Annotated in this window: 7 protein-coding genes and 1 tRNA gene; 6 read left to right on the top strand and 2 right to left on the bottom strand. The window is 71.8% G+C overall.

The genetic code is table 11. The features are described from left to right. The gene (locus TU31_RS16105; protein ID WP_042154872.1) at nucleotides 1-1,071 is read right to left on the bottom strand and encodes an alkene reductase; all 1,071 of its coding nucleotides are present in this window, start codon (nucleotides 1,069-1,071) and stop codon (nucleotides 1-3) included. A 251-nt stretch (nucleotides 1,072-1,322) separates the two neighbouring features. On the opposite strand from TU31_RS16105, the gene TU31_RS16100 reads away from it, so the two are divergent. Beyond that, nucleotides 1,323-1,892 carry a MarR family winged helix-turn-helix transcriptional regulator gene (locus TU31_RS16100; protein ID WP_042154871.1) on the top strand — a complete coding sequence of 190 codons (570 nt, stop codon included), beginning with the start codon at nucleotides 1,323-1,325 and terminating at the stop codon, nucleotides 1,890-1,892. Nucleotides 1,893-2,169: 277 nt separating this feature from the next. Here the strand turns inward: TU31_RS16100 and TU31_RS16095 are convergent. Next, nucleotides 2,170-2,245: transfer RNA gene (locus tag TU31_RS16095), tRNA-Arg, on the bottom strand. 302 nt (nucleotides 2,246-2,547) lie between these two features. On the opposite strand from TU31_RS16095, the gene TU31_RS16090 reads away from it, so the two are divergent. The 5 genes from TU31_RS16090 to ettA all read left to right on the top strand — a co-directional run bounded on the left by TU31_RS16090 (nucleotide 2,548) and on the right by ettA (nucleotide 12,595). After that, complete coding sequence (locus TU31_RS16090; protein WP_370682739.1) at nucleotides 2,548-4,404, top strand: dynamin family protein; 1,857 nt, start codon at nucleotides 2,548-2,550, stop codon at nucleotides 4,402-4,404. A gap of 791 nt (nucleotides 4,405-5,195) precedes the next feature. Then, a complete protein-coding gene (locus TU31_RS16085) occupies nucleotides 5,196-7,271 on the top strand; it encodes a YfjP family GTPase (RefSeq protein WP_042155519.1) in 2,076 nt (691 codons plus the stop codon). 445 nt (nucleotides 7,272-7,716) lie between these two features. Further along, nucleotides 7,717-8,781 carry a single-stranded DNA-binding protein gene (locus tag TU31_RS39750; RefSeq protein ID WP_245698579.1) on the top strand — a complete coding sequence of 355 codons (1,065 nt, stop codon included), beginning with the start codon at nucleotides 7,717-7,719 and terminating at the stop codon, nucleotides 8,779-8,781. 226 nt (nucleotides 8,782-9,007) lie between these two features. Beyond that, nucleotides 9,008-10,405, top strand: a complete 1,398-nt coding sequence (locus TU31_RS16080) for a Cys-Gln thioester bond-forming surface protein (protein ID WP_078885803.1) — start codon at nucleotides 9,008-9,010, stop codon at nucleotides 10,403-10,405. Between the two features lie 525 nt (nucleotides 10,406-10,930). Continuing rightward, nucleotides 10,931-12,595 carry an energy-dependent translational throttle protein EttA gene (ettA, locus tag TU31_RS16075; RefSeq protein WP_042154866.1) on the top strand — a complete coding sequence of 555 codons (1,665 nt, stop codon included), beginning with the start codon at nucleotides 10,931-10,933 and terminating at the stop codon, nucleotides 12,593-12,595. The last annotated feature ends 2 nt before the right edge of the window (nucleotides 12,596-12,597 follow it).

Raw genomic sequence — 12,597 nt, 5'->3', positions numbered from 1 at the left:
TCAGGCGGGGAGGGTGGGGTAGTCGGTGTAGCCGCGGTGGTCGCCGCCGTAGAAGGTGGCCTTGTCGGCGGAGTTGAACGGGCCGCCGGAGGCGAGGCGCCGCGGCAGGTCGGGGTTGGCCAGGAACAGCGCGCCGTAGGCCACCATGTCCGCGCTGCCGTCCTCGATCAGCCTCAGTGCGTCCGGACCCGTGGAGTCCGGGTAGGTGAACGGGTTGAGGACGAACGTGCCGGGCCAGACCTTGCGCAGCCGCGGGGTCAGGTCGCGGTTCGGCCCCTCCATCAGGTGCAGATAGGCCAGGTCCAGGCCGGCGAGCCGGTCCAGCAGCGCGAGGTAGACCTCGTCCGGGTCGTCCTCGGCGATGTCGTTGTACTGGTTCCCGGGCGAGATCCGCAGGCCGACCCGGTCGCTCCCGATCGCCTCGGCCACGGCGGTAACGACCTCGACGGCGAAGCGGATCCGGCCTTCGGTGTCGCCGCCCCAGGCGTCGGTGCGGAGGTTGGTGTTGGGCGCGAGGAACTGGTGGATCAGGTAGCCGTTGGCACCGTGCAGCTCCACGCCGTCGAACCCGGCCGCGACCGCGTTACGGGCCGCCTCGGCGAAGTCGGCGACGGTCTGCCGGATCTCCGCCTCGGTCAGCTCCTTCGGCGTGACGAACTCCTTCGGCCCCTCATGGGTGAAGACCTGGCCCTTGGCGGTCACCGCCGACGGCCCCACCGGGACCAGTCCGTCGGGCAGCAGGCTGGGGTGGCCGATCCGGCCGGTGTGCATCAGCTGCGCGTAGATCGCACCGCCCTCACGGTGCACGGCGTCGGTCACCGTCCGCCACGCCCGCACCTGTCCGGCCGTGTGCAGACCGGGGGTGTCGGGGTATCCCTGGCCGAGCAGTGAGGGCTGGATGCCCTCCGTGACGATCAGCCCGGCGCCGGCCCGCTGCGCGTAGTACGTCGCCATCAGCTCGGTCGGCTCGGCGCCCGGCCCGTAGGCGCGGCTGCGGGTCATCGGCGCCATCACCAGGCGGTTCGCCAGGTGCTTACCGCCCAGGACGATCGGATCAAAAGCAGTGGTCATGGTCTCTCCCTCGGGAGTCGTGTCGTGCCGCGGCACGGGCGCTCGGGGTGCCCGCTCACGCGGATACCTGTCCGAACAAGTAAATCACCTGTCCGAACAAGTAACGACCTCGAATCCCTTCCCGCCTTCCGATGTGAAGTACGTAACGCACCGCTGCCTGCCCTTGTGGGCCCGGGAGGAGTCGTGGGCGCCGCGGAGCCCCGGGCCCGGGAGGTAGGATTAACTTGCCCAAACAGGAAAGTGAGATTCAGATGACGCAGTCCACGCCGGAAGCCGGGAAGGGCCCCGCAGGGATCGGGCAGGAAGCCACCGTCCCGGTACCGGCCGCGGCCAGTGGCGGGCCGGTCAGTCACGCGATCTTCCGCCTGGCCCGTCTGCACCGCATGTTCGCCGGCCAGCTCCTGCGCCGGATCGGCCTGCACCCGGGTCAGGAGCTGGTCATGATGCACCTGTGGGAACTCGGCCCCCAGCGGCAGACCGACCTGGTGCGCCTGATGGACTCCGACGCCGCCACCATGACCCGCACCGTCCGCCGCCTGGAACAGGCCGGCTTCGTCCGCCGCCGCCCCTCGCCCACGGACAAGCGCGCCTCCCTCATCGAGCCGACAGCGGCCAGCCACGCCCTGCGCCGCCAGGTCGAACAGGTCTGGAGCCACCTCGAGGACCTCTCAACGGCAGGCCTCTCCGACGAGGAACGGACGGCGGCCCTGCACACCCTCGAACGCCTGGAACAGAACCTGGTTCGGGCGGCGGCTGAGGGGGGCGACGCCGGCGCTGCGGCCGGCGCGGCAGGAGCAGCGGGTACGGGCGGGGCCGCATAGCGCCTCGATGGTGGGCGAAGGGGCCGCTCGAAGGAACGGCCCGTTGGAGCGCAGGGGCGACAGGTGCCGCCAGGGGGCCGGGGCGGGACAGTAGTCGCACGGCCGGCCCAAGTGCGCTTCAAGCTGGAAGTGTTCAGAGGTGGGGCCTAGGTTGCGCCCTCTTGGGGGCGCGGTACCGGAGATTGTTGGGTCACCGGGGGAGTGTCCGGCGCTTTTCTGCGTGTGGCCACACGTGCTCTGAACAGCAAAAAGACCCTCCCCAAGGGAGGGTCTGTCATGGCGCCCCCGGCAGGACTCGAACCTGCGGCCAAGTGCTTAGAAGGCACCTGCTCTATCCACTGAGCTACGGGGGCCGGGTGTGGACGTGGATCACGGACCGCGGACAAGGATAGAGGTCCGGGTGCCTCGTCCCGGTTGCTTCACCTCCGTGGCACGTTGTGGAGGTTCGGTGAAGCGGTCCCGATAATCGCAGGCAGGTACGAATCCTGCACCGCTTTTGGCGCCTCGTGCGGCGGGTGTTGTGCACTCGTTATGCCTGCGCCTCACTTGTCGCGGACGTCTCGCGCGCCACTTATCCCGTTCTGTAGGGGTTCTTGCGGCGCGCACGAGGGGTTATACGCTTCAAAAACCTAACGAAATTGGGCATTCTGCACATGTGGCGACCTTGGACGTACGACCCCGGCTGATCGACGCACTGTCCGTTCTGCGCGACCGCGTCGACGCCGCACGCTTTCCACTGCCACTCCGGGGCGCTGCCCGCGCCCGGCGCAACCGGGCCGAGCTGCTCGCCCAGCTCGACGACTATGTGATTCCCCGTCTGCGCTCTCCTCAGGCCCCGCTGCTCGCGGTGATCGGCGGATCGACCGGTGCGGGCAAGTCCACGCTGGTCAATTCGCTGGTCGGGCGGCGGGTCTCGGAGGCCGGGGTGCTGCGCCCGACGACGCGTACGCCGGTGCTGGTCTGCCATCCCGACGATCTCCACTGGTTCGCCGGACCACGCGTCCTGCCGCAGCTCGCCCGGGTGTGGGTCCCTGAGCAGGATGACGGCGGCGAGAACGCGTATGCGGCGGGTGGTGGGCGTGGGGCGGCCGGCGGGGCGGGCGCCCGTATGGCGCATGAGTCCTGTGCGGGGCATGCGCCTCACGGGGGACATCGTGAGCCCCATGGGGGCGGGGGGAGTGGCGTAGGGCTCGGGAGGGACGGGGGCGGGGCCGACGCGGGGATGCTGACGGTGCGGATCGAGACGGATGCGGCGTTGCCCAGTGGGCTGGCGCTGCTGGACGCACCGGACATCGATTCGCTGGTCGCGCGGAACCGGGAGCTCGCCGCCGAGCTGATCTGCGCGGCGGACGTCTGGGTGCTGGTCACCACGGCCGCCCGGTACGCGGATGCGGTGCCCTGGCACCTGCTGCGTACGGCCAAGGAGTACGACGTCACGCTGGTGACCGTGCTGGACCGGGTGCCGCACCAGATCGCCACCGACATCGCCGGGCGGTACGCCGAACTTCTCCAGCGGGCCGGGCTCGGCCATGTCCCGCGGTTCACCATTCCCGAGCTGCCCGAATCGGCCGGCGGAGGCAGCGGGCTGCTGCCCGCCACGGCCGTCGCGGCGCTGCGGGGCTGGCTGGAGCGGCACGCCCAGGACCCCGTCGCCCGCTCCGCCGCTGCGGAACGTACGGCGGCCGGGGTGATCGCCTCGCTGCGTAGCCGGCTGCCCGCACTGGCCGGGGCCGCCGCCGCCCAGCACGCCGCGGCGCTGCGGCTGGCAGGCCGGGTCGAGGAGGCGTACGAGCGGGCCGCGGAGCGGGTACGGCAGGAGGTCGCGGCCGGTGAGGTGCTGTCCGGGGACGCCCGCGCCCACTGGCGTGACCATGGGCTCGACGGCCGGTCGGACGAGCTGCTCGACGCCCTGACCGACGGGCTCACCTCGCTGCTGACCTGTGCCGTGGACGAGGCCGACGAGCGGGCCGCGGAGGCCTGGCGGCGGGACCCCGCGGCGGCCGAGGTGTCGCTGACGGCCGCCGCGGGCGCTTCGGGTGCGGGCGGCCGGCTCGGGGTGATCGTCCGGCGCTGGCGGCGCTGCTTGGAGGAACTGGCCGAGGAGGAGACCCGTGAGGCGCGCGCCGGACAGGCCGGGGAGCGTGCGGGGTCGGTGGAGCCGGAGGAGTCGGCGGCGCTGTTGGCCACCGCCCTGCTCGGCGGCCGTCGCGCCCGTACGGCGGGCGAGAACCTCGCCGATCTCTTGGGGGTGCAGACCGCGCTCCGGCTCTGCGAGCGGGGCGGCCGGCTCCTGGCCACGTATCTGGAGCGCGCGCTGGACGGTGAGCGCGAGCGGCGGCTGGCCCCCCTGGACCAGCTGACCGTGCCACTGGACCAACAGGCGGAGCTGATTGCCGCGCTGTCCGTATTGCAGAGAGAGAAGCAGCGGGAGACGGAGAACGAACCGCGGCAGGAGCAGCGGCAGGCGGACGAGCGGGCGAGGGCGATGGAGAAGGAAGAGGTGTCGGGGTGAGCGATTCCGAGGCGGCTGGTTCCGGGGAGGGCGCGGAGAACAACGGGCGGCGGGGGACGGGGGAGGGGGAGACCGGCGGTGCGGCAGGGGAGGGCGTGATGCCGGGTGGGGGTGTGGTGTTGGGGAGGGAGGCGGCGTCGGTGGCCGGTAATGCGTTGGTGGTGGGTGAGTCGCCGGTGGTGGGTGGGGCGGCTGAGGGAGAGCGGGAGCCGGGGGAGTTGGCGGCGGGGGCGGCGGGGACTGCGGGGGCGTCTCCAGTGGAGGGGGAGCTTGGGGTGGGTGCGGGGGCTGTGGCGCCTGAGGTTTGTATGGCTTCTGAGGCGTCGGTGGGGGCTGTGGAGCCTCAGGGGGCCGGGGTGCCGGAGGCGGAGCAGCAGGAGTCCGGAGTGGCTTCGGGAATGGCTGCGCAAGAGGCAGCGGTGGGTGGGGCGTGGGATGACGGGTTGATTGCGCGGCGGGCGCGGGGTGCGGGTGTGCCCAGGCCGGGGACGAGGGGGGAGCTGTCTACGGGGGCAGGTGTGGCGGCGGGTGAGGGCACCTCGGCGGGTATCTCGGTCGGCACGTCGGCCGGTGCGCCCGGCGGCACGTCGGCCGGTGTGTCGGTCGGGGGTGCCGAGCCGAGTGTGCGGGTGGGGGGTATGGCTCCCGCTGAGGGGCCCGGTGCCGGGGCCACCCGTACTGCGGAAGCCCGTGTCGCGGCGGCCCGTACGGCGGCAGCGCATGGCGCGGGATCCCGTATGGAGAGGGCGCGTGGCGAGGGAGCACGTGGCGCGTTCCGTGCCGACCCGCGTATGGAGGCCATGGTTCAGCCGCGCTTGCCCGCCGAGATGGAGAGCGGTGTCGGAGGCGCGTACCGGTGGGTCGCGGATGGGGGGCGGCGGGCCGCGGGGGGCGGGCTGCGCGGGCGGCTGGATGCGTTGCGGGAGTTGATCGCGCTGTCCCGGACCCGGTTGGACGGGCGGACGCTGGAGGGGGCGGGCCGGGTGCTGGAGACGGCGGACGAGCGGTACCGGCTGTCCGGTGAGCACACCGTCGTCGCCATCGCGGGGGCGACCGGCAGCGGTAAGTCCTCGCTGTTCAACGCGCTGGCGGGGGCGAACCGTTCACAGGTCGGGCCGCGGCGGCCGACGACCGCGGATCCGGTGGCCTGCGTCTGGCCGGGCAGCCGGCCGGGCGCGGACGGGCTGCTGCACCGGCTCGGCGTGCCCGCCCACCGCCGGCACGTCCCGGCGGACGGCAGCTCCGAGCTGCGCGGACTCATCCTGATCGATCTGCCCGACCACGACTCCTCGGCCACTGAGCACCGCGCCCAGGTGGACCGGATGCTGGAGCTGGTGGACGCGGTGATCTGGGTGGTGGACCCGGAGAAGTACGCGGACGCGGTGCTGCACGAGCGGTATCTGCGGCCGTTGGCGGGCTACGCCGAGGTCATGTTCGTCGTTCTCAACCAGGTGGACCGGCTGCCCGGGGACGCCGCCGACCAGGTGGTGGACGATCTGCGCCGGCTGCTGGACGAGGACGGGCTGGCGCTCGGCGAGCACGGGGAGCCCGGGGCGGCGGTGCTCGCGCTGTCCGCCGCGACCGGCCGGGGCGTGGGGGAACTGCGGGAGGCACTGGGCCAGTTCGTCGCGGAACGGGGCGCGGCGGACCGGCGGCTGGCGGCGGATGTGGACGCGGCGACCGAGCGGTTGCGGTCGGCGTACGTGGCGCAGCACGGGGTCGGGCTGACCGAACGGGCCCGCGCGGAGTTCGACGACCGTTTGGCGGAAGCGGTGGGGGCGGTGGCCACCGGGCGGGCGGCGGAGCGCGATTGGCTGCGGTACGCGGAGCGGGCCTGCGGGTCTCCGTGGTCGCGGATGCGGCGGTGGCGGTGGCGGGGGAGTCGGAGGGGGGCCGGTGGCTTCGGGGCGGGGGCGAATGAGGGGTGGATGACGGGAGCGGGGGCGGCGGGACCGGGAACGACGGGAGCGGGGGTTCGCCGGGGTGCAGGGCGTGCAGGTGCCGGGCAGACGGGCGCCGGGCAGACGGGCGCCGGACGGACCGACGAGGGGCGGATCGGTGCGGCGCGGGGCCGTAGAGGGCGGGCGGGAGCGAGGTGGAGCCGGGGCGGGCGGGCCTCCATGGGGCAGGTCTGCGCGGGGCACGGCGAAGCGGGGCGGACGGGCACGGGCCGGGCCCGTACCGGGCGGAACGGTGAGGGCCCCGAGGGTCTGACGGCTTCCGGGCGGCGCGGCAGGCGGCAGGGCCTGGTGGAGCGGCCGTGGGCGGCCGGGCATCCGGGGGACGGCGGGGCCGGGGCCGGTGAGGTGGGTGCGTCGGCGGTGGACGGCCGGGCGGCTGCCCGGCCGGTGGTGGAACACGCCGTCCGCACGGTGGCCGGCGAGGCGGCGCACGGGTTGCCGGCGCCCTGGGCCCATGCGGTGCGGGAGGCGGCGGACCGCGGTGCCTACGGGCTGCCGGAGGCGCTGGACAAGGTGGCGGCGGATGCCGAAGAGGCCCTACGGGGCGGGCCGGCCGTGAAGCCGCGGTGGTGGACGGTTGCCGCCTCGTTGCAGGGGATGTTGTCCGTCCTCCAAGTCGTCGGCGTGCTGTGGCTGCTGGGTGCGATGACGGGCGTGGGCGATGCGACGGCCTGGATCTCCGGGCTGCTGCCCGCGGTTCTCGGGTCGGTGGGCGGGCCGGCGCTGGCGTGGATGTGCCGGGTGGTGGCGCGCGGACCGGCCCGGCGTTACGGGCAGGACGCCGAGCGGCGGCTGCGGAGTACGGCGGCGGCGTGCGGGCGGGCGCGGGTGCTGGAGCCGGTGGCTGCCGAGCTGCTGCGCTATCGCGAGGTGCGGGAGCAGTACGCGGTGGCCTCGGGTGTGTGACGGCGGGAGGGGCTGAGCAGCAGGGCGCGGCGTAACGGTCGGGCGGGGGAGGGAGTTGGCGGCCGACGGGGTGGATGGGACCGCCGAGGCGGCCGGGCGGCAGTGACTGGGGCCGGCAGCGACCGGACCGAGGGCGATCGGGGCGGATAACGACCGGGGACCGATGGCGGCTGGGGGCCGATGGCGGCTGGGGAGCACGGAGAGGGCTGATGACTGCTGGCAGACCCGGGGGGGAGGGCAGATGGTGACCCCGGGCTGTGAACACCCCGCCGTCGGCCCCCTTCTCGCCCCCTTCCGGGTGGCCGAGTTGTCCACAGTCGGCCACCCGTCCACACGCCGCCGCGGCGCTTGCCGAATCCGTGCAGCATGAGGTCAACGCAGCGCGAGCGGTACGCGACAAGAGCGACCGCCGGACACGGGGGAGGCGTAGCGGGTGAACGACACGATGGTGACGCTGGTGGGGAATGCCGCGACGGCGGTGGAGCATCGCCAGACGGCGGCGGGTGTGACGGTGGCGAGGTTCCGGCTGGCGGCGACATCCCGCCGGTGGGACAAGGCACAGGAACGCTGGACCGACGGCGAGACGAGTTTCTATACGGTCCGGTCGTGGCGTGGGCTCGCCGACAATGTGGCGGCGTCGGTGGCGGTGGGTGAACCACTCATCGTCCAGGGACGGTTACGGCTGCGGGAGGGGGAGCAGCCGCCCGAGAAGGGCGGGCAGCGCTGGTTCTCGGCGGAGGTCGACGCCGTGGCGATCGGCCACGATCTCGCGCGGGGCACCGCCGCATTCCGAAGGGTCCTCCGGGCGGTACGTACGGCAGCGGACGGCCCCTCGGCCCCGACTCAGCAACCCTCCCCGGCACCGGGCCCCTCCCCGGCACTGGGCCCCTCCCCGGCACTGGGTCCCTCCCCGGCACCGGGACCTTCCACAGCACCGGAACCCTCCCAGCCAGGGCAGTTGGCCCCGGCACCGCATTCGCCCCCGGCACCGGACTCGCCCTCGCCACCGAAACCGCATCCATCGCAATCGCCCCCACCGGAGTCCGTGTCACTGTCCCCCTCCCCCTCTCCCTCCCCGCAACGTTCGCGATCGCAGCACCCCGCCTCGCCGGCACAACAAGATTTATGGGAAGGCCCCTTGCCGGAAGCCGAAGCCGGTACCCGGACAACCCCCAAAGCACCGACAGCAGCTGGCTCTCCCACGACAACCGACACTCCAACGGCGGCCAACTCTCCAACAGCAACCAGCTCTCCAACCAACTCTCCAACGGACGCCCACCCGCCAACGGACGCCACGGTGCGGGCAGTCGGTGAAGCACGGCCGGGTTCCAGACCTCGGACAGGCGCCGGAGGTCGGCGAGTTCTCAAGGAGCAGAGGGCCGCCAAGGGCTCCACGACCGCCAAAACGCCTACGACCAGCGGGATTGCGGCCGGCGCCGGGGAATCGGGGGACTCCGCCGCAGCGCCTTCCTCCGTGACCCATTCGCCTGGGAAGGTGACTGTGCCCTGAAAAGTTCTGGTGATTTGTCGATAATGCCAGGTCAAGGTGCTCGTGATCGGTAACGATTGCGATTCGGATCGCTTATGGGATGCCATTACTGGGGACCCTGATGCACCTGCTCCATAAGATCCGACAAGTACTCACGGGGGCTGACGTGTTCGGCTGTTGAGTTCTTTGGGATCTTTCCGGCGAGGCAACCTCTCCCACTCGACCGCCTCGCCCAGAGGGGAATTTCATGCTTTCGATAAAGAGGCGGGGCGCAGCCCGCCTTGCCGCCGCGGTCGTGGCCTCCGGCCTGGTCGCGGCGGGTGCGATAGCCACCGCGGGGCCTGCCGCGGCGGACGAGACGACCCCCGCCCACGGGGGTGCCACCGCCACGCTCGGCGGTCTGAAGACCTTCGACCAGGCGGTCGTGCACAACGACGGAGGGGACCAGCGCGTCGGCGCCGGCCTCTTCGAGATGGCGGTCGACAACGGCGGCACGCTCCAGACGTACTGCATCGACATCCACAACCCGACGCAGCAGCAGGCGAAGTACCAGGAAGTGCCCTGGAGCGCCTCGTCGCTGCACAACAACGGGGACGCGGGCAAGATCCGCTGGATCCTTCAGAACTCCTACCCGCAGGTGAACGACCTGGCCGCGCTCGCCGCCAAGGCCGGCGCCGGGAACCTCACCGAGAAGACCGCCGCGGCCGGCACCCAGGTCGCGATCTGGCGCTTCTCCGACCACGCCAAGGTGGACGCGGTCGACCCGGCGGCCGAGAAGCTCGCCGACTACCTCGAGAAGAGCGCGCAGAACGTCGGCGAGCCCAAGGCCTCGCTGACGCTCGACCCGCCGGCCGTCTCCGGCAAGTCCGGCAGCAAGCTCGGTCCGGTCACCGTGCACACCAACGCCGACAGCGTCACGATCTCCCCGGCCGCCGGTGTGCCTGCCGGTGCCAAGGTCGTCGGCAAGGACGGCAAGCCGGTCACCAGCGCGACCGACGGCACCCAGCTGTTCTTCGACGTGCCCGCGGGCGCCGCGGACGGCAGCAGCTCGCTGACCGCGCAGGCCGCCACCAAGGTCCCGGTCGGCCGTGCCTTCACCGGCATCGGCGAGCACGCCAAGAGCCAGACCCAGATCCTGGCCGGCTCCAGCGAGTCCACGGTCTCCGCGGCCGCCACGTTCTCGTGGAAGAAGCAGGGCGCCATCCCGGCGATCACCGCGGAGAAGAACTGCGCCAAGGGTGGCGTGGACGTCACGGCGAGCAACAAGGGCGATGAGGCGTTCCGCTTCCAGCTCTCCGGCAAGGACTACGAGATCGCGCCGGGCAAGTCGCAGACCGTGACCGTGCCGGTGGCCGAGGACCAGCCGTACAACATCACGATCAAGGGTGAGGGCGGCTTCAAGAAGTCGTTCTCCGGGGTCCTGGACTGCAAGACCGCCGGCAGCGGCGGCGGCAAGCCCTCCAGCCAGCCCAGCCCGGCCTCGGTCGGTGGCAGCACCGGTGGGGACAAGGGCGGCGACCTCGCCGAGACCGGTTCCAGCAACGCGACCCCGATGATCGCGGGCATCGCGGTCGTCCTCGTGGTGGTCGGCGGCGCGGCGGTGTTCTTCCTCCGTAAGAAGAAGACCGGCACCCCCGCCCAGTAACACCCGGCGGCCGTGACCCCCGGCGTCCGGCCGCGCCGGTAACCACTCGGTGACCCGAGGGTGAGCCCCCGACGGCCCCGGAGCGCAGCAGCGCTCCGGGGCCGTCGGCGTTCGCGCGGTGCCGCCGGCGTCCACCCCGCCCCGGCCCCCGCTGTCCAGCAGCCGACATACAGCGGGCAGGGCAGGGCAGGGCAGGGCCGACGTGCGACGGTCCAGGTAGACGCATCGCGGACAGCCCGCCAGTCGGCCGGCCGGGCTACGCACACCGGGCAGGGCGCGTCGGCACGCAAACGCGCACGGCCGAAGTCCGCCCCCGGGTGATCAACGCTGACAGACGGCGATCAAGTGGACACAGAGGCGTGGCAGGTCGGGGCTGAGCAGGGGCGCTCTGACCTACTCGTTTCCGCCTGAGCGCAGGCGTACGGCAAGATGGGGTGTATCTGCCCTCCCACGGTTGCCGTGCACGATGGCCCCGGGGCGGTGCCGCACAGACCCTTATCGATCCAATCTGCCGGACGGTTTCTCTTGGCTGAGTACATCTACACGATGCGCAAGGCGCGCAAGGCGCACGGCGACAAGGTCATCCTCGATGACGTGACGCTGAGCTTCCTGCCGGGCGCAAAGATCGGTGTCGTGGGTCCCAACGGCGCCGGTAAGTCCACGGTGCTGAAGATCATGGCCGGTCTTGAGCAGCCGTCGAACGGTGACGCGTTCCTCTCCCCGGGCTACACCGTCGGCATGCTCCTTCAGGAGCCGCCGCTGGACGAGGCCAAGACGGTGCTCCAGAACGTCCAGGACGGCGCCGCCGAGGTCATGGGCAAGCTCCACCGCTTCAACGAGGTCGCCGAGCTGATGGCCACCGACTACTCCGACGAGCTCATGGAGGAGATGGGCAAGCTCCAGGAGGACCTCGACCACGCCAACGCGTGGGACCTGGACACCCAGCTCGAACAGGCCATGGACGCCCTCGGCTGCCCGCCCGGCGACTGGCCGGTCACCAACCTCTCCGGTGGTGAGCGCCGCCGCGTCGCGCTGTGCAAGCTGCTGCTGGAGGCCCCTGACCTGCTGCTCCTCGACGAGCCCACCAACCACCTGGACGCCGAGTCCGTGCAGTGGCTGGAGCAGCACCTCGCGAAGTACCCCGGCACCGTCGTCGCCGTCACCCACGACCGGTACTTCCTCGACCACGTCGCCCAGTGGATCTGTGAGGTCGACCGCGGCCGCCTGCACGGCTACGAGGGCAACTACTCCAAGTACCTGGAGACCAAGCAGACCCGCCTCAAGGTCGAGGGCCAGAAGGACGCCAAGCGCGCCAAGCGCCTCAAGGAAGAGCTGGAGTGGGTCCGCTCCAACGCCAAGGGGCGGCAGGCCAAGTCCAAGTCGCGACTTGCCCGTTACGAGGAAATGGCCGCCGAGGCGGACAAGATGCGGAAGCTGGACTTCGAGGAGATCCAGATCCCGCCGGGCCCGCGACTGGGCAATGTCGTCGTCGAGGTCGACAAGCTCAACAAGGCCTTCGGTGAGAAGGTCCTGATCGAGGACCTGAGCTTCACCCTGCCGCGCAACGGCATCGTCGGCATCATCGGCCCGAACGGCGCCGGCAAGACCACGCTGTTCAAGATGCTCCAGGGTCTGGAGACCCCGGACTCCGGCGACATCAAGGTCGGCGAGACCGTCAAGATCTCCTACGTCGACCAGAGCCGCGAGAACATCGACCCCAAGAAGACCCTGTGGGCCGTGGTCTCCGACGAGCTGGACTACATCAACGTCGGCCAGGTCGAGATGCCCTCGCGGGCGTATGTCTCCGCGTTCGGCTTCAAGGGCCCGGACCAGCAGAAGCCGGCCGGGGTGCTCTCCGGTGGTGAGCGCAACCGCCTCAACCTGGCGCTCACCCTCAAGCAGGGCGGCAACCTCCTGCTCCTCGACGAGCCGACCAACGACCTCGACGTCGAGACCCTGTCGTCGCTGGAGAACGCGCTCCTGGAGTTCCCGGGCTGCGCCGTGGTCGTCTCCCACGACCGCTGGTTCCTCGACCGCGTCGCCACGCACATCCTGGCGTACGAGGGCGACTCCCGGTGGTTCTGGTTCGAGGGCAACTTCGAGTCGTACGAGAAGAACAAGGTCGAGCGCCTCGGTGCGGACGCGGCCCGCCCGCACCGCGCCACGTACAAGAAGCTGACCCGGGGCTGACC

The organism is Streptomyces lydicamycinicus (genome assembly GCF_000829715.2).
In the GTDB taxonomy this organism is placed as follows: Bacteria; Actinomycetota; Actinomycetes; order Streptomycetales; family Streptomycetaceae; genus Streptomyces; species Streptomyces lydicamycinicus.
This window is presented reverse-complemented; position numbering and strand designations above follow the sequence as displayed.